Origin of the sequence: Prevotella sp. LMAG:51, from assembly GCF_008680225.1 — a bacterium.
GTDB classification, from domain to species: Bacteria; Bacteroidota; Bacteroidia; order Bacteroidales; family Bacteroidaceae; genus Prevotella; species Prevotella pectinovora.
Window position 1 is genome coordinate 44,593 of the sequence record NZ_NALQ01000030.1, and the last position, 21,123, is coordinate 65,715.

Sequence of the window (21,123 nt, forward strand, 5' to 3'; positions counted from 1 at the left end):
CACAACCACATATCATCCTATGACAGAAAGACCGACGACATACGTTGACATCATATTGCCTCTGCCCCTCAACAGCCTCTTCACCTACTCCATTCCGGAGCCGTTGACAGAGGCGGTGAAGAGCGGCGTAAGGGTTATCGTGCCGTTCGGCAAGCAGAAGATGATGGTGGGACTGGCGGTGCGCATCCACGACAAGGAGCCGGAATTCAAGGTAAAGGACATCACGAGGGTGCTCGACACGACGCCTATCGTGACCGAAGACCAGCTGCGGATGTGGAACTGGATTGCAGATTATTACATGTCTCCCATCGGCGAGGTCTTCAACGCCGCATTGCCTGCCGGACTGAAGGCAGAGGACGGGTTCAGGCCGAAGACGGAGACCTACGTCACACTGCCTGAGAACCTGCGCCACGAGCAGGCGCTGCACATCGCTTTCGGCATGCTGAAGAGAGCACTGGCACAACTCAAGACATTCAACACATATCTGACACTCTCCCACTGGGACACCATTGTGGGCGACTGCACCGACGAACCGGTGGTGGAGGTGACGAAAGACGAACTGATAAACGAATCGCATGCCACAGCCGGAGTCATGAAGCAACTGCTGGACAAGAAGATGCTCGTGACCTACGAGAAGGAGGTGGGACGTCTGAACTGTGGCGGAGTGCCTCAGCTCGACAACGTGAAGCGACTGTCGGCAGCACAGCAGGAAGCATACAACAACATACTGTTCCAGTTCCTGAAAAAGAACGTGGTGCTGCTGCGCGGCGTGACGTCGAGCGGCAAGACGGAGATATACATCCATCTCATCAAACAGGCACTGGAGCGCCACGAGCAGGTGCTCTATCTCCTGCCGGAAATCGCCCTGACGGTACAAATAAGGCAAAGGCTTCAGAAGGTGTTTGGCGACAGACTCGGTATCTACCATTCCAAATACAGTGATGCCGAGAGGGTGGAGATATGGAAGAAGCAACTCTCCGACTCACCTTACGATGTGATACTGGGAGCACGCTCCGCCGTGTTGCTGCCGTTCTCCAAACTCGGTCTCGTGATAATCGACGAGGAACATGAAACGTCTTTCAAACAGCAGGACCCTGCACCGCGCTACCATGCCCGCAGCGTGGCGATAATGCTCGCCCACCAGCATGGAGCGAAAACGCTGTTGGGCTCCGCCACACCGTCAGCAGAGAGCTGGCATAACGCCGAGACAGGCAAATACGGTCTTGTGGAACTCGACGAGAGATACAAGGGCATCGAGATGCCGGAGATAAAAGTAGTGGACGTGAAGGACATGCAACGCCGCAAGATGATGTACGGTCCGATATCACCGCTGCTGCTCGAGACGATGAAAAAGGCATTGGATAACGGGGAGCAGGTGATACTGTTCCAGAACAGGCGCGGTTTTGCACCGATGGTGGAATGCCGCACCTGCGGATGGGTGCCGAAATGCGAAAACTGCGATGTCTCCCTCACCTTCCACAAGAACATGAACATGCTGACATGTCACTACTGCGGTTTCACCTACAGCGTGCCAAAGAAATGTCCAAACTGCGAGGGGGAGGACCTGAGGCCCTATGGGTATGGAACGGAGAAGATTGAGGAGAAGATAATGGAACTGTTCCCCAACGTGCCCGTTGCCAGGATGGACCTCGACACTACCCGTTCCCGCAACGCATACGAGAGGATAATAAATGACTTCTCTGCCGGGCGTACGAAGATTCTCATCGGAACGCAGATGGTGAGCAAGGGACTCGATTTCGACCACGTACGTGTGGTGGGAATACTGAATGCCGACTCCATGCTCAACGTGCCCGACTTCAGGGCATACGAACACGCCTTCACCATGATGTCGCAGGTGGCGGGAAGAGCAGGAAGGAAAGGCGACCGCGGACTGGTGATACTGCAGACGAAAGACGTGGAGCAGCCCATCATAGAACAAGTGGTGACAAACAACTGGCGGGCATTCTATTCACAGCTGATGGCAGAGAGACGACTGTTCCACTACCCTCCCTTCTATCGGCTCATATATGTCTACCTGAAGCACAAAGACGATGACCGCGTGAACACGGCAGCGATAGAGATGGGCGGCAGACTGAGACAATGGCTTGGAGCAAGGGTGCTCGGTCCTGACAAGCCTGCGGTATCGAAGGTGCGCACATTCTTCATCCGCAAGATAATGCTGAAGCTCGAACCGGGTATCGACATGAAGAGGGTGCGCCAGTGTCTGTTGCTCGCCCAGCGACAGATGGAACAGGACAAGCGATACTCCTCCCTGCAGATTTACTACGACGTGGACCCGAGCTGACATCCATCCGACGTCCGACAAACAATACAGAATAACAAATCAAGAAAAATAAATTGCCTTTATTACTATTACAAACACACCTAAAGGCAAGCGTGCTATCAATAATCCCCAGTCCTCTCACTACGAGACAACTGGGGATTCATCATTTATGTGTGTTATTTCAAAGAGTAGTTTCTTATCAGAAATCGATGTCAAGACCAACACCAAGCACATCATTGTTACGAGTGTAGTCAGCTGTATAAGTCAGCTTTTCTGACACCTGCTCCGAAGTCTTCTTGTGCTTGTAGAAGGTATGGAAATAAGCTACGGAGAGTGACATCTTGCTTGTCAGGTTCACTTTCGCACCGAAACCGACAGAGTTTGAACTTACCACAAACGACTTGTCGTCCATTGAGGCATCCGACAGACCATAGTTTGTGCTCTGCCATCCTGCACTCACGGTGAGCATCTTGTTCACATCATACTCAGCACCGGCATTATACTCCAGTGTACCGCGTTTGAGATTCTTGTGACGGTCTACACGCTCCTGTGTAACGCCGTCAGCCTTGGTCCAATTGTAGCCAGAGGTTGCCTCCTTGTCGTCAAACCAGTGGAAGCCCACATTGATGCGGAGAGCATCGATAGGACTATAGCCCACTCCGAGGGTGAGCAATGCAGGAATGTCACCGGCATCCTTATGGTTCTGCTCCGGGTCATACTCAGCAATAAGCTCGTTGATGTTTTCCTTTGCCTGCTGGATTGCCGGACTGATGCCCTGGAGCACCTGTACCGGAACACCGGCGGCAGCAAGGTTATCACCGATAGCGTTCAGCTTCTTCACAGGAGTGATGACGGTACCCTGGTTTACAAGACACAGATGGGTCTTGAACTCATACTTTGCAGAGAAGTTCCAACGGCCGGTCTTGTAGTCGATACCGATGATTGGAGTGAAGCCATAACCAGTCTGGTCGGTGTTCAGCTCAATGTCTGAACTCTCCGGGTCGTTTCTGTCCACCATAGTAGAGAGTGGCAGTTTGGCACCGTTGTTACCCACGAAAGCGATGTTCTTCACATATCCGTAGTAGTTACATGTGGCGTAGATTCCTCTCACGCCTCCGAATACAGACAGGTGGTCGTTGATTCTGTAGGCAGCGCCGACAGAAAGTCCATAGTAATACTGACGACCGCGCATGAAGCTGTCGTAGGTATATCCATATCCTCCCATCGTTCCCGTTGCAGGGTTTGCGATATTTGGATTTACCGGCAATATGCCGTTAAGGTATGGAGCGAGGGAGTTGCCGAGGAAACCGATGTTTGCCACAACCTTCTCGAAAGAACCGAGTCCGTTGTCGAACTTACATTTTCCACCTCCTCCGGCAAGGTCGAAGTTGGCCTGGAACGACCATCTGTTCTTGTTGTATGCATACTGGAACGAAGGAATTACAGGGGCAAAAGCCTTACCCTCGAATTTCCTTGGCGTAGTAGGATTCTTTACGTTGTAGTTGAAGAGAGCGTAGTCGTTCTCGATAGTACGTGTCTGCCATGCAGTCTGCAGATTGATGCTGAGGTGATGGCCGTCTTTCATAAATGCCACACCGGCAGGGTTGTAATACACTCCGTCAATGCCGATAGATGCCTCACGGCTCATCATACGGTTGAAAGCAATGTTCTGGTTGGTGTTAGTGAGCAGACCGCCAGCAGTGGCGGTTACTGCGGATGCCGACAACAGGGCTGCCAAGCAAACATTTTTTAAATTAATCATCTTTACCTAAAATACTTTTTAAAACAAATTGGTTGCAAAGGTATCTTATTTGTCCTTTATTTCCGTATAAAGAGTTGCTTGTTTAACATTGCTTAACCACAAAACGCCTATGTTTTGCGCAAAACAAAAGGTTTGTGCAAGAATTATAGCACAAACCTTCCATATTTATCCCCAAATGTGTATGTTACCCCCACTTGCCTATTCCTCGTCGTCTCTCTTCAGAGCCGGCTTCTTCAGTTCAGGATAGCTCACTCTCGTATGATAAATGGACTTGAGTCTTTCTATCAACACCTGCTTGGCCATCGCGATGTCGTGGAATGTGATCGGGCAATACTCAAAGTATCCCTCCTTCAGTTGTCCGTCCACAATCTTGTTCACGATATTGCTGATGCTGAATTCCGTATATTCCGGAAGCGAGCGTGCGGCAGCCTCAACGCTGTCTGCCATCATCAGGATAGCTTGTTCGCGGGTGAACGGATTAGGGCCGGGATATGTGAAGAGCGAATCGTCGATAGGCTCATCCGGATGCTCGTTGCGATACGACACATAGAAATACTTCGTCATTCCCGCACCGTGGTGAGTGCTGATGAAGTCCTTTATCACTCCCGGCAGATTATACTTCTCCGCCAGTTTCAGTCCGTCTGTCACATGGTTTATCACAATATGTGCGGCATCAATCCTCGACATGTTGTCGAGAGGGTTCACGCCATTCTGGTTCTCAGTGAAGAATGCCGGATTCTGCATCTTGCCGATGTCATGATACAAGGCTCCTGTACGCACCAGCTGCGCTTTTGCCCCGATCTTCTCGGCGATGGCAGAGGCAAGGTTGCTAACCATTATAGAATGCTGGAACGTTCCCGGCGCCACCTCGCTCAACCGGCGCAGCAGGTCCTTGCTGGTATTCGACAGCTCGATGAGCGTAACGTTGGATATGAATCCGAACGTCTTCTCGATGATGAGCATGAGAGGATACACGAAGAGCAGCATTATACCGTTTATCACGAAATACTTATACATGCTGTTGTCAACGGTAGTGAACGTATTGTCTGTCATCAGCTGCAGGGCGAAGTAGATGGCGCAGCTCGCCAACGTCACGAAGAGCGCCGTCTTGAAGAGCTGCCCTCGCTGCGATAGTTCCCTCAGCGAGTATATCGCCACGAGTCCCGCCACGAGCTGCACGATGATGAACTCATACTGATATTTCACCGCCGCCGCACACAACATCACCATCACGATGTGTGTAAGGAATGCCGTACGCGAGTCCATGAACACACGGATGAATATGGGCGCCATGGCAAAAGGCAGTATGTAGACGCTGAACACATTGTGTTCTATCATCAGCGACACGAGGATAGGAAAGACGGTGATCATCGCATAGAGCATGGCTATGCTGCGCGGCTTGCTGAAATAGTCGCGGCGGAACATGCCGAGATACATGGTGAAGAGGATTATGAAGAGCGAAACGAATATCACCTGTCCGGCAATGGTAGAAGGCACGGCGGTTGTGCTGGCGCTACGGCGCTGGGTCTCCTTTTCAAATGAACTGAGCACACGGAAGGTGTAGTCGTCAACGATTTCTCCCCTGTCCACGATTTTCTGTCCGGCGAGCACCATACCGCTTGCCAGCGGTATCTGCCCGAGCAGATCGTTCTTCTCTGCCTCGCTCCTCTCCTTGTCGTATATCAGGTTCGGCTCTATGTATTCGTTGAGATTGCAACGCTGCAGCTGCGCACGGTAGGGTGCGAGTCTCTCGTCAAGGTATATCTGCTCATAGGCGGTCATTGTTGACAACACTCTGGATATGCGCACGCTGTAAGCAGTCTTGCCGTCAATGACCCTTATCATCTTGGTGGTATCCTGGGCTATCGACGAGAATTCCGTCGCCCCCATGATTCCAGACTTGTACAGCTGGTGCAGCTTGTCTGCCACGATGTTGGTGTAGGTAGCCGGCATACCAGGCAGTCCGCCGGTGAAGTCTTCGAAGAAGCGTGTCATCTGGGCGCTCTCCATATTGTCCTTAAAGTTGAAGTAAGGTTCGAAGTTGCGCAGCAAGCTGTCGCGCTCCTGCTTTATCGCCTCGTCGGTCTTGTATATCGGGAAGTCGAACTTGGCAATCAGCGAACCATACATCCACGGCTTTCCCACGTCGTAGCGGAACTGCGGTCCGCTGTTGCGCGGAATAAACAATACGATGATGACCACGGAAATCAGGACCAGCGCCATACGGCTGAGGATCTTCTTCCATTGGTTGCGTTCAGACATGTCGTACTTATTCATATTCTCATTCGTTTATAAGTCCGGCGCAACGACAAACCAGTGTAGCTGGCGCCAGCATTAATTACAGTGTATTATCTCGGTTTTAGCCTCCGAAAAGTACCTATTATATATATAAGGCACGTTTCAACTGCGAAAATACAAAAAATAATACAACAATTGATAAAAAAGTTGTATTTTTGCACGGTTTAGCATATATCTCTTGCCCAAATGCGGCATTACGAGGTAATAAAATCAATAAATTCACATATACACAAAGCAATGTCAGAAAGAAAAGTTAGGGTGCGTTTCGCACCAAGTCCCACGGGCGCCTTACACATCGGCGGCGTGCGCACAGCATTATACAACTATCTCTTCGCCAAGCAGCACGGCGGCGATCTCGTGTTCCGTATCGAGGATACCGACTCCAATCGTTTCGTACCCGGTGCTGAAGAATACATCATCGAGTCGTTCAAGTGGCTCGGCATCAAGTTCGACGAGGGAGTGAGCTTCGGCGGAAACTATGGTCCTTACCGCCAGAGCGAGCGCCGCGACATCTACAAGAAGTACGTAGACCAGCTGCTGGATGCCGGCAAGGCATACATCGCCTTCGACACTCCTGAGGAGCTCGACGCCAAACGCGCAGAGATAAAGAACTTCCAGTATGATGCACACACCCGCATGCAGATGCGCAACTCGCTTGCCATGCCAAAGGAGGAGGTTGAAGCCCTCATCGCCGACGGCAAGCAGTATGTAGTGCGTTTCCTCATCCAGCCGGGAGAGGAGATCCATGTCAACGACATGATCCGCGGCGACGTGGTGATAAAGAGCGACATCCTCGACGACAAGGTGCTCTACAAGAGTGCCGACGAGCTGCCTACCTATCATCTCGCCAACATCGTTGACGACCATCTGATGGAGATAAGCCATGTGATACGCGGCGAGGAATGGTTGCCAAGCGCCCCACTCCACGTCCTACTGTACCGTGCGTTCGGATGGGAAGACACAATGCCACGCTTCGCCCACCTGCCTCTGCTGCTGAAACCAGACGGCAAGGGAAAACTGAGCAAGCGCGATGGCGACCGCCTCGGATTCCCTGTGTTCCCGTTGGAATGGCACGACCCCAAGACCGGCGACGTGAGCAATGGTTTCCGTGAGAGCGGATATTTCCCGGAAGCAGTAATAAACTTCCTTGCCCTGCTTGGATGGAACCCAGGCACAGAGCAGGAGCTGTTCTCTCTGCAGGAACTCGTGGAGCAGTTCGACATCACGAAATGCAGCAAGGCGGGAGCACGCTTCGACTATCAGAAGGGCATCTGGTTCAACCATGAATATATCCTGCGCAAGAGCAACGAAGAGATTGCAGAACTCTTCGCCCCGATCGTTGCCGGCAACGGCGTGGACGAGTCGATGGAGCGCATCACCAAGGTGGTGTCTATGATGAAAGACCGCGTAAGCTTCGTAAAGGAACTGTGGCCACTCTGCTCATTCTTCTTCATCGCTCCTACGGAATACGACGAGAAGACTGTCCGCAAACGCTGGAAGGCTGACTCTGCCGTGGTAATGGGCGAACTTGCCGACGTGATAGAAGGCATCGATGACTTCTCTCTCGAAAACCAGGAGAAAGTGGTTCTCGCATGGGTGGAGAGCAAGGGTTACAAGCTCGGCGACGTGATGAACGCCTTCCGTCTGGCTCTCGTCGGCATCGGCAAGGGTCCCGGCATGTTCGACATCACTGCCTTCCTCGGCAAGGAGGAGACACTGAAGAGACTCAGAAAAGCCATTGAAGTGCTGAAATAACAAACCGCATTCTATATGCCCGCTCTCCCTTCCACCGAGGGAGAGCCACAAGGGCAGAGAGAGAAACTGGAATAAAGAACTAAAAGCAACAAAGAAGCAGGCGTGTACAACATCATTATATATATATACCTTCTTGGTGTGGCGATAGCCAGCCGTTGGAACAGCAAGATACGCAAGATGTGGCGAGGGGAAAGAGAAACTTTCGACATACTGAGGCAGAAGACAGACCCGAATGCGAAATACCTGTGGTTCCATGCAGCATCGCTCGGAGAGTTTGAGCAGGGACGCCCCATAATGGAGCGTCTGCGCAAGAGCCATCCCGAATACAAGATTCTCCTCACATTCTTCTCCCCTTCTGGATACGAAGTGAGGAAGAACTACGAGGGGGCCGACATCGTCTGCTACCTGCCGCTCGACACTCCGCTCAACGTCAGACGCTTCTTCAAGATAATACACCCGGAGATGGCGTTCTTCATCAAGTATGAGTTCTGGTGGAACTACATGACATACATGAAGAAACACGACATCCCCGTATACAGCGTGAGCAGCATCTTCCGCCCGCAGCAGGTGTTCTTCCGCTGGTATGGCAACAGCTATCGCCGCGTGCTGAACTGCATCACCCGGTTCTTCGTGCAGAACGAGAAGAGCCGCGAACTGCTCGCCACACTCGGCATAACGAACGTGGAGATTACGGGCGACACGCGCTTCGACCGCGTGCTGGAGATAAAGCAGAGCGCAAGTCAGAAGCAGATGCCTATCGTGGATGCCTTCGCCAAGGGCTATAAGGTGTTCGTTGCCGGAAGCAGCTGGCCGCCAGACGAGGATATCTTCATCCGATATTTCAACGATCACAAGGACTGGCGCATCGTCATCGCCCCTCATGTGATAGGCGAAGACCATCTGCAGCAGATACTCTCGAAGCTCAACCGCACCGCCGTGCGCTACACCCAAACCACTCCCGAAGAGGCAGCCAAGGCTGACTGCCTGATAATTGACTGCTTCGGACTCCTGTCGAGCATATACTCTTGTGCCAAGGTCACCTATGTGGGTGGCGGATTCGGAGTGGGTATCCACAATGTGCTGGAGGCTGCCGTATGGAACGTGCCGGTGATATTCGGCCCCAACAACAAGCGTTTCCAGGAGGCTCAGGAACTGCTCGCCACACAGGGCGGAATGGAGATAAACAGCTACGAGGACTTTGAGAGAATCATGGACCGCTTCGACTCTGACGCCGAATATCTCAGCATTTCGTCTGATCTGGCCGGTGCCTATGTGAAGACGAAAGCCGGTGCTGCCGACAAGGTTATCAAGGGTGTGGGACTATAATGGAATAATCACGACCGGCTTCCTGTCAGCAGGACAACAAGCGATATGACAATCCCCGACATTCTTCACAGACCGTGTGGTCTGCATAGAATGCCGGGGATTGCCGTATTTATTCATTCATGTATGTCGGGGGGGCTGACTTCTTCCAATTCGAGAGTCAGCATCATCATTTGCCCTGGAGCTCGGTTCCGGAGATTTTCTTCAGGCTGTTGGTCGCCACATTAAATATACCCTTGAGATATTTGTCGGGAGTACGCTCCTGCAGCTCTTTCATACCGTCGATACACAATGCGCGCTCATCCATAGTCATCACCGATCCCTTCTGCTTGCAGAGGTCGAGGATGGAATTTGCGAGTCCGGTCAGCAGGTTGGTGTTGTCGATATTGTCTCTCAGATTATTGAGATAAGCGGCACGAAGGTTGCCGAACTGCTGGATGGGATCGGTGTTGCTGCCCACGAGAGGTTTGGAAGCAGACTGCTGCATTCCCTTTACATTGCCGTCGGCTCCTATTTTCATGACGTTTCCCTCACCATCGTCAATAGTCATCGAACCGTCTTTCTCTATCACTATCCGCTGCCTGTTCGACTTGAGGATGGTCTTGCCTTCTTTCGTCTCTATAGTATCGGTACCGTCAACGATTTTCCCGCCAAAAGCCTTTGCCAGTTTTCCCAAGTCGCCCAGACCTGACAGTACCGAGAGATCGCCAAGGTCGAACGAGTCATCATCATCGTCGTCGTCATCAATGCTGTCGAGTTTGTCTGAGAGGTCTTCAAGATTCTTCAGCACTCCGTCGAGGTTCTGTGCGGAGCGTTTCTGCTTGGCAGACATCTTCTTGGGGTTCATACTGTAAAGCTTATACACCTTGCCTTCGATGTTCTTCCCGCGTTTCTGCCATTCCAGTCCGTAGACATAGCGATAGAGAGAGTCGGCGGTATCATCAACACACATCGTGAGATAGTTACGCCCCAACTTGCAATAGGGCCAGCCCAGATGCATTAGTTTTTCCAGATGGTCGCCATAGGCAATCAACCTGTTCGACTTCGCCGCATCTGTCTCTTTCTTCACGAACACGTCGTATGCCGCCGACATATCCTGATAGAAAGCCTTCTTCAGCGGTTCCAGATTCTTCTCCTGCTTCTTGGGCAGCGAGAATTCGTATATCTTGGCGTATGCCTTGGTATTTCCTTTGTCGACGGTAGAAGACTTTATGCCGTTTTTCTCCACTGCCGTGCCAAAGGCATCAATCGCCTTGTTCACATGTTCCTGCGCCGAAGCGCCTAAGGGCAGCATCACGATGGATGCGAGTGCCACGATGTCAAATAGTCTTTTCATTGTCATATTCCTTTCCGTTTTATCCCGAATCGGTTGTTTGGGGTTATTCAATACACGTCTTCTTCGTCACACACGGCTGCTATCTGCGCAGAGTTCAATAAACTGGCAGCCTTGACGAGATTCAGCATATATTGTTGTTCACATTCCACTTTCATCAATTCTATGTCGGCAAGCTGCTTCGCCACCACATTCACGGAGTCTGTCACCGAGATCGCCTCTGCATCGGCAAGCAACACCTCTGGCGGTGCGGGCTTGTAGCGGTATTTCCTCATCACCCGCCTTTTTGCCGGCATTTCGTCTGCCTGTCTCTCCTTGCCGGAGATGGTATCGGGCTTGGCGACGGCACTGTCGGTGGGTTGTGCCTGTGCCACCAAGCGTTTGGAAGTCTGCATGACAGGAGTTTCATCCGTTCCGCCGGGCACAAAATGATAGGCTGCCACAAATATCACTGCTACTGCTGCAGCAATGCCTGCTATCCAACGGAGGCTCCAGACCGGAGCGGTATGGCGGACAGGCTTGCCTGATGGTTCACCGGTCATCCCGTTGTCGAAATATGCGAACATCTCCCGATAGGGGTCCAGTTCGGCAGGCACATGCTCATTCTGGCGGAAGAAGTCTCCCAATGCCTTTTCCTCATCCAGAGTGGTGGTGCCGCTCATGAACTTGTCGATCAATATTTTCAAATCCTCCTGTTTCATCTTCTTCGTTTTATCTCGTCAAACAATTTCTTTCTCGCCCTCGCCAGCATCGTGGGCACGGAGACGGCACTGACTCCCACTATGGCGGCAATCTCTTCGGTGGTTTTGTGTTCCACCTGTCTGAGATGCAGCACGGCGTGTTCCTTGGTAGGCAATTTGTCGAGCTGCGACTTCAGCCATCTGTCGTCTTCTGCCGTCTGGAGCAGCGAGTCGGGCTGACGATAACTGCTGTCTGGGGCGGCTGTCATATCGAGGGCTATCGTCTTGTTCCTTCGCAGCATGTCAATAGACAGATGCCTGGCTATTGTAGTGGCCATCGCCGCGGCAGACGGTTTGTCGTCTATCTTCTCTCTGATGGTCCATAGCTTGAGCATCGTGTCTTGAGCCACATCCTCAGCCGAGTCTGAATCGAGCCGGAATCCCCTCGCCAGCGTCACTATGCGCCGGCGCAGGTCTGCTGCCATGTCTTCAAACTCTTTCTGAACCATACTCATACATTTTTATATATACATGACGCCGTTTCCTCCTGCCGTCACTCTATTAACGCACGATACACAGGATTATGAACAGACATTAATATTGTTTAACAATCAGGCAATAAACTTGCATACTGAAAAATACGAACAATGTGTCGAAAATGTGTAGATTCGCACAAAACAAGTACCAAAAATGTGTAAAGCTTCACATTTTTAGCACATCAACGATTCAATACCTCCTAAAAAAACCGCAACGCCGTCGAATTGACACGTTGCGGTTTTTTGATTATTTCCTAAGGATTATCGTCATTTTATCTGCACCTTGCCCGTCTTGATGCCGTTGGCAGAAACGGTCTTGATGATATACATGCCCTTGGCAAGTCCGCCGACAGCCTGGCCCGCTGTGGCGTCGGACATTTCTGCCACCTTGTTGCCGGCGAGGTCGTAGACTGAAACACGGGCTTTCTCTGTCATGTCGAGAGTAGAGATGCCAGAAGTCTCGCTTGCAAAATTCTTATAACATTTGTGACAGAAAGGACAAAAGCCGATTCAGTCATAATGGAAATAGTATAAAGAAAAATGTCATATCACAAAAAACGGTCGAAACTGTCAGATTGTCTGGTTTTTCATTGTAACATTCTGACAAACAGACAGTTGACTATCTGACGATTGTCAGCCGATTGTCTGGATGATTTGCAGATAAGAGGAAGTATCTGACAGCAGGTATTCAGATGACAGGAATTGCATGTGTTGGCAGAATCCTGAAAACAGGAATATGGATATTACAACATTAACTTATTGGGCAACCGCCTGGCGTCTTTTCTGCCCATCCGGGGCAAGCAGCGTGCCCATGTGGGGCAAGCACCTTGCCCTTGTTGGGCAAGCGGCGTGCCCATTCTACGTCAAATCGGTCATAAGATGTAAGATATGTATATTTGCATAACACTTAGCTACACTCGGCAAATTGAGATTAAACTCTCTTTGCACTCGTTGGCAGAGTGTTTGCAGAAAACAACAAAACATCAAGCTTATGATGGTAAACATTGCTAATCCGATATACGACTCTGTTTTCAAATACCTTATGGAGGACGAGCGCATAGCAAAGACTCTTATCTCCGCTCTTTTGAAAAAAGATTTTGATCAAAGTCTGAAGGAGAAAGGCAACCACCAAGTATTGAGCGTTGATGAAGACAAGTTCAATGGCGACCTTCCTTTCATCAGCAAACCATCCAGACAGTTGGCTGACAATCGTCAGGTAGCCAACTGTCTGCCTGTCAGAATGTTACTACCAAAAACCAGATGGTCTGACAGTTTTTTTGAAAATTCTTGTTTATACTGAGAATCAGCGATATTGGCAACTTTTACTCATATCAACACTCGCTATTACTCATCAAAAGCCAAACAAAATCCACTCTTCTAAAAATCCAAATCCAAGCAAGCCCTAATGACCTCTAAGTTTGCAGAAGATTGCGACGAAGTCGCATAAACTCCAAAATAATCAAGGTAAAACTATGATTGCTAAAGACAGTTTCGTACCTTTGTTGTAAAAAGGTAGAATCGGTCTGTCGAAGAGGTAAACCAGCTAATGACCCAGCCGTAAAGCTATAAATCGTTTAGGTCCTCATCGACATAGTTGCAAAGACCAGATAGAAAGTTATCGGCTCTGAGCCTTGTTAGAGTGTTAGTCCATACAACTATTGACCAATTCTACACAATATAACTCGTACAAAGTTATGAAGAATTTATTTATCGGAGTTGATTTTTCGAAAGAAAAAGTTGATGTGGCTATCCTTTTTGCAGACGGACTGGCAGAAACCGCTGCTAGAGTGTTCAACGAGTTCAAGACAACCGTGTCTGGCTATAGGCAGTTGGTCAAGTGGGTTGAGCAGAATTCCTGCGGTATCGACTCGTCCTTGTGGCTCTTCTGTGGCGAGAACACGGGCGACTACAGCAAGGGACTGTGCAACTTCCTCTACGGTAAAGGCTACGACATGTGGCTTGAGAACGCAAAGAGCATCAAAGACGCATCTGGTCTTAGACGATTGAAGTCTGACCGTGCTGACGCCTCGATGATTGCAGAATACGCCATGAGGAATTACGATAAAGCCGTTATGTACGAGCCTCTTAGCGAGTCGCTTACACAACTGCGTGAGCTGTTCCTATACCGTCAGATGATCGTAAGACACAGATGCAGTTTCCAGGTGCGTAGAGGCGAAAAGCGACTCACTATGGAGAAGTCGCCAGTCAAGACAATGATTTCGCAGAGCGGACGGCACATCGTCTCTGAACTCAATAAGGAGATAGAGAAGATAGATAAGCGCATTGCCGATCTCATCAAGTCGGACGAGGAACTCACCGAGGTGTTCACCATCGTGACCTCGGTGCCTGGCATAGGAACGCAGAACGCTGTGTGCCTGATGGTGTACACCGACAACTTCCGGCGTTTCAACTACGACTCACGCAAGATTGCCTGCTATTACGGCCTAGCTCCATTTGGCAAAGATTCGGGAACCAGTGTGCATTCCGATCCGCATGTACATTATATGGCTAACCGCCAGATAAAGGCCATGCTGACGCAAGCGGCACTAGCTGCCGTCAACTTCAATCCCATTATGGCGAGGTACTACATGCGCCTCGTAGAACGAGGAAAGAAGAAGCAGGTTGCACTGAACAATGTCAAGAACAAACTTGTACATTTGGTCACAGCCATGGTCAGAAATCGCCAAACATTCACCCCTGAATATAAAATCTCAGCATAAATTGAAAATAATGGTCAAAACATTTGGATATTAACATAGAAAGCGATTTGGGTTGAATTAATTCCGCCAACCGGCAAGGTCTGTATATCCCTGCAATATGGCGACATTTATAAACCACAAAAGAAATTAGGATCTTCTGAATTAATACAAAACGGAATTGCAAGTTCAAAACTTTGCGATTCCGCTTTTCTATTTTCTTGATGATGCAAATTGCAACAGCAAAATGTATGGCCAGAATGTCATTCCGGCTGATATTTCAACACGTCGTCAGGATAAAGGATGCAGCAGTCTACCTCGGAAAGAGGGTGCTCTTTAAGGAAGAGCACATACACGATATTCTTGCCTTGCGAGAATGGAGCCTTTTCTGTCTTTGCCTTCAGTTTGGCAAGCAGACGGTCTGCAAAGTCTGCTGATTTCCATTTGCATTCTCCTACAAGGATTGTGTTCTTGTCACCGATGGCTTCTGCCACGACATCAAACTCCAGGTCTTCATAGCCTACAGGTGTCTTACGCCCGTCTTCATAAACAGAAGCCTTTCCCCACCAGCGGCGGGCCATCCCCCATGTATGTCCGAAAAGCTCGTTCCCCGAAACAGCTGTCTGACACAGCCGCTCCCATACATTCCCTACGAATGCAGGGAAACCGCTTCCTATTTTCTGCATAACAAAAGATGTTCTTCCGAGAGCAAGCATCGAACGGTGAGGCTCGATAAACGTATAGTAGAACGCCATGAAGTTGTCATCGATGACATACAATGTCTTTTTTGTCTTTTCCTCACTTTCACCGAAAGGAATTTCTTTACTGATATACGACATCTCCGTCAAGGCATTCAACGGCTTGGATATCTCCGTCGTCTTCTTTCCTATGGCTGATGCCACGGCAGAATATCGTGTGTTGCCATGCCCGAGGGCTGTCATGATGGACTGGAATGGAGCTATGTCGTTAGCCTCATCAATAAAGAGCGCACTCGGCTCACCGTACAGAATGCCGTGCTCGTCGAGTATCAGTTCGTTTATTGCTTCGCGCAATGACGGATATTCCTCACGCAGAGTCCAATAGCGGGGCACACCGCCCCACACGCTGTACTCTTCTATCGTGCTGACAGCGTCTAAATGTATGGCTTCCTGCCAATGCTGCGGACGAATCGGACGAAGGTTCATCTTTTCGTGTGCCCTGCCGTATAGAGGGTCTGTACTGTCAAGTACAAAATGCTGCATCATACGCTGTGATGAACCGCAGATTACAAGATTATACCGCAGTTCACCACTATCAAGGATATGCTGCAATACGGAAGGCAAAGAGGAATCCTTCTCCACCATATATGGGAACTCATCAAGTACGAGCACGGTATTTTCCCTGCATACCTTGTTGAATGCCGTAAGCACAGACTCCCACGTAGGATAAAGAGGCATGTCAAATCCGCTGTACAAATTGGCTATCGTACCAGCCAGGAGCGAAATCTGCACTTGTGTCTCTTGGCGGCCTGCTTCAAAATACACGTCTTCGTCAGTTATCACTCTCTTCAGCAATGTTGACTTGCCAAGACGTCTGCGCCCGTATATCACGACGAATTTCTTCGTCTCGGATTCAAAAGCCCTTTTAAGACGTTTCTGTTCCTTGCCTCTGTCTACAAATTCCATAGAATATGATTTTTCTGAAAATGATTTTTCAAAATATGTTTTTGCAAAAATAATGTTTTTATGAATGCGCTGCAAGTGGAAACATATATTTTATGCATACATAATATTGATTTTTTTCTTTCCCCGAAGGGTTATACCGACTGCTCGTCCAATAGGAAATCAAGCACATTCATTATTACGATACCGTCGTCGTTCTGGTATTTCTTTATGCGGTCGCCGGTTATGACGTATTTCATGAAACTGTCGTCGATGCGGAGCAAGGAAGCTGACTCCTGCTGCATCTTCTCTCTGTCTGGCAGACTGAGTGCCGACTGTATGTAGCAGCGCTTGTAACCACGGTTGCACACGAAATCCACCTCAAGCATTCGCCTTACCTTGGTTCCTTTCTCGTCTACGGTATTCACTTCCACATTGCCGACATCAACACTATAGCCCCTTGCACAAAGTTCATTGTATACGGCATTCTCCATTAGATGGGTCTTCTCCTGCTGACGGAAACCGAGCAGGGCATTGCGGATGCCCAAATCGGAGAAATAATATTTCAACGGAGTACCGATGTATTTCCTTCCCTTCACGTCATAACGGTTGCAAGACTCCAGAAGGAATGCATCAGAAAGGCATTCGATGTATTTCTTTATCGTTGCCGGACTTATGGATACATTCTTCACAGACTGGAAGGTATTTGAAAGACGCTGCGGATTTGTCAGTCCACCTATCCCCGAGGCAAGAATCTTGAAGAGATCATTCAGTTCTGAATCGTTCTTTATCTTGTTTCGGTTCACAACATCTATTATATATGTCTCAGCCAGCAGACTGGCAAGGAGCTTCACTTTCTCCTCTTCCGTTTTCAGAAGCACTACAGGTGGCAGTCCGCCATAAAGCAGATATTCGTTCCAGCCATCCTCGCGGTCGCCCTCATAAACGCTCATGAACTCTGCAAAGCTCAATGGCGACACATGTATCTGATAGCCCCTGCCACGAAATTCGGTTATGATGTCCTTCGAAAGGAACTTGGCGTTGCTGCCCGTCACATACACGTCGGCATTGGGGATATGCAACAGTCCGTTGAGCACATCCTCAAACTCATCAAGCATCTGCACCTCATCAAGCAATATATAATAAGGTTGGTCGTCGATAATCCTGCCCTTCACGTAGGCATAGAACTTGTCGGGATTGCGAAATTCCTTGAAAGCGTAATCATCGAAAGCCATTTCCACGATATGGTCGTTCGCCACTCCATTATCCTCAAGAAACCTTCGGAACAGTCTGAACAGCAGGAACGATTTGCCGCAACGCCTCATTCCTGTAATAATCTTCACCAGTCCGTTATGCCGACAACTGACCAGTTCCTGCAGATATTTATTTCTCTCTATAACCATAGTCTACAAAAGATTTTTGCGGATATCCGCACTTTTCTTCTGCAAATATAGTCATTTTATCAATTCCATGAAAGATTTTTGCGGATATCCGCACTTTTCTTAGATAGAAGCAATTGGGGATGATGTTTGTAGCGTTACTAAAACGTACTCTAAAACGAGAACATAGAACTGGGCACCCTATAAAGTAATATCCGTTGATGGGATCAGTGCCTTGGTAAGTCCAAGCCTCACTTCTTTGTTAGGCACGTCGAGAGTATAGTAGTCATAATCTCTGTTGTAGTCTTTTATGGTGATGTAGCCACTCTGATAGAGCAGCGGCATTATGGTCGGCATATTCTCCGTAGGAGCATCAAACTCGCTGGCAGAAGCCTCAACACGTGTAATGTCGACAGGCTGCACATCGTATTTGCGCATCATGTTTATAAGAAATGTTTTCCCTGACAAACTCCTTTGGCTGTCAAACAGACAGAATACATGCAACGGCATTGTAGCACTTATGTACGAATATGACAAGATTGTTGAAACCATACTGTAACATAACGCCCCTATCTTTGCACCGGACAAAGAAAACAAACGATTTTATTGTATGGACAGAAAGGTAAAGAAGGTTCTGGCAACCACAATGATGATGGTCGTCCCTGTGATAGGGACAATGGCCGCCGACATCATCGGCAAAGTGACCGACGCAAAGTCGAAGGAGGCTCTCATAGGAGCTACGGTGCAGGTGGACGGCACCGATTTCATTGCCGCTACTGACATTGACGGCAACTTCAAACTTACAGGATTGGATTCAAATGCCAAGTACACGCTGACGATAAAGTACGTGGCATACAAGAATAAAAAAATTGACGGGGTTCTGGCGAGTGACCAGCCTCAGATGATTAGCGTAGCGCTGACGCCCGAAGAACAGACACTGGGCGAAGTCACCGTAACCGGGATCGCACGGAGAAACACGGAAACGGCTATGGTGCAAGTAGCGAAGAACAGTCCCGTCATAGTGAACAACGTCTCGGCACAGGAGATTGGAAAAACGCAGGACACCAATGCGGGAGAGGTGATCAGACGTGTGCCGGGCGTAAGCCTTATCGATGACAAGTTCGTGATGGTGCGCGGCTTGTCGCAGAGATACAACAATGTGTGGATAAACGGTGGAGCGGCACCAAGCTCTGAGGCTGATTCGAGGGCTTTCTCGTTCGACCTCATACCGAGCGCACAGATCGACAACATGCAGATCGTGAAAACGCCGTCACCGGAATATCCTGCCGACTACACCGGTGGATTCATAGTGGTGAACACCAAAGACATACCGGCAGAAAGCATCACGCAGGTGCAGGTGGGCGGCAACTGGAACACGACATCGGTGTTCCACGACTTCACACATGCCAAGGGTTCGGCAACTGATTTTCTCGGATTCGACAACGGCATGAGAAGTCTCAACGGGGGATTCAATGCCTCACTCCGCCCTATCGGCAACGGAGGAACGGACCTGACGGGCAACGGACTGAACAACGACTGGACGATAAAGAGCATGAAGCCTTTCGGCGACCTGAAACTGTCGGCTAACATCGGCAGAAGATGGAAACTGGGCAGAAACCATCTTGGAATGATCGCCGCCCTGAACTACACAAACGAATACCGCACGTTCAGTGATATGCAGAACAACCAGTTCGGTGTGTACGACGAGCGCAACGACCGTTCCATATACCTGAGCAACTCTCTCGACAACCAGTATAACCACAACGCCCGTCTCGGAGCTATGCTCAATCTGACGCTGCTCACTGCCGGAGGCAACAGCAAGTTCCAGATGAAAAACATCTTCAACCAGCTGGGCAACGACCGCTACACGTTCAGACAGGGCGTGGACGAACAGAACAACGACACTCGCTCGGCGGAATATTACTACCGCAGCCGCACTACATACAACGGACAGTTCACGGGCAAGCATACGCTGAACGACGATGAACTGGACTGGAGTCTCAGCTACTCTTATGCCAACCGCAACGTGCCTGACCGCCGACGCTATCTGCAGAACGACGCTCTGGAGACGGGAACGATACAGCTGACCACAGGAAACGACATTTCGAGGGAATGGACAAAACTCGACGAGCATATACTGTCGGCTGCAGTAAACGACAAACACGACTTCGACCTGAACGGATGGAGACCATCCATAAAGGTTGGTGCATACGGTGAATACCGTACACGTGAATACAAGACTCGCGAATTCATATATAACTGGGAGCCGGAGAACAACACCCTGCCTGCGGACTTCCGCAAAAGCGATTTACCTACACTGCTGAGCAACAGTGACAACTTCGGACAGGACAAGCTGTATCTGCTGGAAGAGCCGAACATGAGAGACAACTATAAGGGACACAACACTATGGGGGCCGGATATCTTGCTGCCACCCTACCCCTTGGCAAACTGAACGTATATGCCGGAGTGCGCTATGAATACGACAAGATGGAACTGGTGACCAACACCCGCGACGACCGCCCGAGCCCGTTGAGCCATTTCTATAAATACAGCGACCTTTTCCCGTCGCTCAACACCACATACAAAATCTCCGACAAACACCAGCTGCGCCTCTCATACGGCAAGACGGTGAACCGCCCGGAGTTCCGCGAAGTGTCACCGTCGGTGTTCTACGACTTCGACCTCGCCGCCGACGTGAAGGGAAATACGGAACTGACACCATGCTACGTGCAGAACCTCGACCTGCGCTACGAGTTCTACCCATCAAGAGGCGAACTGATCTCTGTGGCACTGTTCTACAAATATTTCGACGCTCCGATAGAATGGACATATACCCTCTCTGGCGGCAACAGACTGATATACTCTTACACAAATGCCGACCACGCAAACAACTACGGTATAGAGGTGGACATAAAGAAAGACCTCTCGTTTATCGGACTGCCAAACTTCAGCTGGTCGTTCAACGGAGCTCTGATAAAGAGCAGAGTGAACTTCAGCGGCAATGCGTTGATGGAAAACCGCCCTATGCAGGGACAGTCGCCATATCTCGTGAACACTGGTATCTTCTACAAAAACGAAAAGCTGCAACTCGATGCCGCCCTACTCTACAACCGCATCGGAAAAAGAATCATCGGTGTGGGACGCAGCGAAGGAACGACAAGTGGCAACGAGGCGCTCAGAGTGCCCGACAGCTACGAGATGCCACGCGACGTGCTCGACCTGTCAGTATCGAAGAAATTCGGAACACATTGGGAGGTGAAGGCAAACATACGCGACATTCTCGCCCAGAGGGTTTACTACAAGGAATTCGTGACGGCAACTCTCAACGACGGCACCACAAAGAAGGTGGAGCAGATAACAAGAAGTTTCAAGCCTGGCCGCAACATCGGTCTGAGCATCACCTATAAACTCTAAGAACATACCCCTTCTATATAAT

At 49.7% G+C, this 21,123-nt stretch carries 14 protein-coding genes and 1 pseudogene; 6 read left to right on the forward strand and 9 right to left on the reverse strand.

The genetic code is table 11. From position 1 onward, the window contains the following. Positions 1-19 precede the first annotated feature (19 nt). Positions 20-2,305, forward strand: a complete 2,286-nt coding sequence (gene priA / locus CCC32_RS12150; RefSeq protein ID WP_287074825.1) for a replication restart helicase PriA — start codon at positions 20-22, stop codon at positions 2,303-2,305. Positions 2,306-2,483: 178 nt separating this feature from the next. Here priA and CCC32_RS12155 read toward each other — a convergent pair whose 3' ends face one another. Both CCC32_RS12155 and CCC32_RS12160 read right to left on the reverse strand, forming a co-directional pair. Next, positions 2,484-4,046 (reverse strand): OmpP1/FadL family transporter, encoded by a 1,563-nt coding sequence (locus CCC32_RS12155; RefSeq protein WP_278840657.1) that lies wholly within the window; start codon positions 4,044-4,046, stop codon positions 2,484-2,486. A 198-nt stretch (positions 4,047-4,244) separates the two neighbouring features. Continuing rightward, entirely contained in the window at positions 4,245-6,323 is a 2,079-nt protein-coding gene (locus CCC32_RS12160) for an HD family phosphohydrolase (protein ID WP_044064462.1), read from the reverse strand. A 258-nt stretch (positions 6,324-6,581) separates the two neighbouring features. Between CCC32_RS12160 and gltX the strand changes: the two genes are divergently transcribed. Continuing rightward, complete coding sequence (gltX, locus tag CCC32_RS12165; protein ID WP_042519477.1) at positions 6,582-8,099, forward strand: glutamate--tRNA ligase; 1,518 nt, start codon at positions 6,582-6,584, stop codon at positions 8,097-8,099. Between the two features lie 102 nt (positions 8,100-8,201). Beyond that, positions 8,202-9,425, forward strand: a complete 1,224-nt coding sequence (locus CCC32_RS12170) for a 3-deoxy-D-manno-octulosonic acid transferase (RefSeq protein WP_022316797.1) — start codon at positions 8,202-8,204, stop codon at positions 9,423-9,425. A gap of 166 nt (positions 9,426-9,591) precedes the next feature. On the opposite strand, the gene CCC32_RS12175 is transcribed toward CCC32_RS12170, so the two are convergent. From CCC32_RS12175 to CCC32_RS12190, 4 genes are all read right to left on the reverse strand, one after another. Next, the gene (locus CCC32_RS12175) at positions 9,592-10,758 is read right to left on the reverse strand and encodes a hypothetical protein (protein WP_287074832.1); all 1,167 of its coding nucleotides are present in this window, start codon (positions 10,756-10,758) and stop codon (positions 9,592-9,594) included. A 47-nt stretch (positions 10,759-10,805) separates the two neighbouring features. Further along, positions 10,806-11,456, reverse strand: coding sequence for a PG0215 family putative anti-sigma factor (locus tag CCC32_RS12180; protein WP_287074834.1), 651 nt, complete (start codon positions 11,454-11,456; stop codon positions 10,806-10,808). After that, a complete protein-coding gene (locus tag CCC32_RS12185; RefSeq protein WP_287074837.1) occupies positions 11,453-11,944 on the reverse strand; it encodes a GFO_1088 family ECF-type sigma factor in 492 nt (163 codons plus the stop codon). Before CCC32_RS12185 ends, CCC32_RS12180 begins: the two co-directional genes overlap by 4 nt. A 294-nt stretch (positions 11,945-12,238) precedes the next feature. Next, entirely contained in the window at positions 12,239-12,481 is a 243-nt protein-coding gene (locus CCC32_RS12190; protein WP_353756646.1) for a T9SS type A sorting domain-containing protein, read from the reverse strand. 481 nt (positions 12,482-12,962) lie between these two features. On the opposite strand from CCC32_RS12190, the gene CCC32_RS12195 reads away from it, so the two are divergent. Continuing rightward, the gene (locus CCC32_RS12195) at positions 12,963-13,271 is read left to right on the forward strand and encodes a hypothetical protein (RefSeq protein ID WP_287074885.1); all 309 of its coding nucleotides are present in this window, start codon (positions 12,963-12,965) and stop codon (positions 13,269-13,271) included. Positions 13,272-13,665: 394 nt separating this feature from the next. Next, positions 13,666-14,691: an IS110 family RNA-guided transposase gene (locus CCC32_RS12200; protein WP_042517114.1), complete on the forward strand. Its 1,026-nt coding sequence runs from the start codon at positions 13,666-13,668 to the stop codon at positions 14,689-14,691. A gap of 239 nt (positions 14,692-14,930) precedes the next feature. On the opposite strand, the gene CCC32_RS12205 is transcribed toward CCC32_RS12200, so the two are convergent. The 3 genes and pseudogenes from CCC32_RS12205 to CCC32_RS12215 all read right to left on the reverse strand — a co-directional run. After that, positions 14,931-16,331 (reverse strand): ATP-binding protein, encoded by a 1,401-nt coding sequence (locus CCC32_RS12205; RefSeq protein WP_044064466.1) that lies wholly within the window; start codon positions 16,329-16,331, stop codon positions 14,931-14,933. Between the two features lie 131 nt (positions 16,332-16,462). Next, positions 16,463-17,710 (reverse strand): ATP-binding protein, encoded by a 1,248-nt coding sequence (locus CCC32_RS12210; protein WP_287074839.1) that lies wholly within the window; start codon positions 17,708-17,710, stop codon positions 16,463-16,465. Between the two features lie 177 nt (positions 17,711-17,887). Then, positions 17,888-18,142: pseudogene (locus tag CCC32_RS12215) on the reverse strand (AAA family ATPase); the annotation flags it as partial. Positions 18,143-18,296: 154 nt separating this feature from the next. Between CCC32_RS12215 and CCC32_RS12220 the strand changes: the two are divergent. After that, positions 18,297-21,101 (forward strand): TonB-dependent receptor, encoded by a 2,805-nt coding sequence (locus CCC32_RS12220; RefSeq protein WP_287074840.1) that lies wholly within the window; start codon positions 18,297-18,299, stop codon positions 21,099-21,101. The last annotated feature ends 22 nt before the right edge of the window (positions 21,102-21,123 follow it).

What these genes read in the sequence shown, in the direction of transcription:
- priA (WP_287074825.1), top strand. Translation starts at nt 20, where the DNA reads ATGACAGAAAGACCGACGACATACGTTGACATCATATTGCCTCTGCCC.
- CCC32_RS12155 (WP_278840657.1), bottom strand. Translation starts at nt 4,046, where the DNA reads ATGATTAATTTAAAAAATGTTTGCTTGGCAGCCCTGTTGTCGGCATCC.
- CCC32_RS12160 (WP_044064462.1), bottom strand. Translation starts at nt 6,323, where the DNA reads ATGAATAAGTACGACATGTCTGAACGCAACCAATGGAAGAAGATCCTC.
- gltX (WP_042519477.1), top strand. Translation starts at nt 6,582, where the DNA reads ATGTCAGAAAGAAAAGTTAGGGTGCGTTTCGCACCAAGTCCCACGGGC.
- CCC32_RS12175 (WP_287074832.1), bottom strand. Translation starts at nt 10,758, where the DNA reads ATGAAAAGACTATTTGACATCGTGGCACTCGCATCCATCGTGATGCTG.
- CCC32_RS12180 (WP_287074834.1), bottom strand. Translation starts at nt 11,456, where the DNA reads ATGAAACAGGAGGATTTGAAAATATTGATCGACAAGTTCATGAGCGGC.
- CCC32_RS12185 (WP_287074837.1), bottom strand. Translation starts at nt 11,944, where the DNA reads ATGGTTCAGAAAGAGTTTGAAGACATGGCAGCAGACCTGCGCCGGCGC.
- CCC32_RS12195 (WP_287074885.1), top strand. Translation starts at nt 12,963, where the DNA reads ATGATGGTAAACATTGCTAATCCGATATACGACTCTGTTTTCAAATAC.
- CCC32_RS12200 (WP_042517114.1), top strand. Translation starts at nt 13,666, where the DNA reads ATGAAGAATTTATTTATCGGAGTTGATTTTTCGAAAGAAAAAGTTGAT.
- CCC32_RS12205 (WP_044064466.1), bottom strand. Translation starts at nt 16,331, where the DNA reads ATGGAATTTGTAGACAGAGGCAAGGAACAGAAACGTCTTAAAAGGGCT.
- CCC32_RS12210 (WP_287074839.1), bottom strand. Translation starts at nt 17,710, where the DNA reads ATGGTTATAGAGAGAAATAAATATCTGCAGGAACTGGTCAGTTGTCGG.
- CCC32_RS12220 (WP_287074840.1), top strand. Translation starts at nt 18,297, where the DNA reads ATGGACAGAAAGGTAAAGAAGGTTCTGGCAACCACAATGATGATGGTC.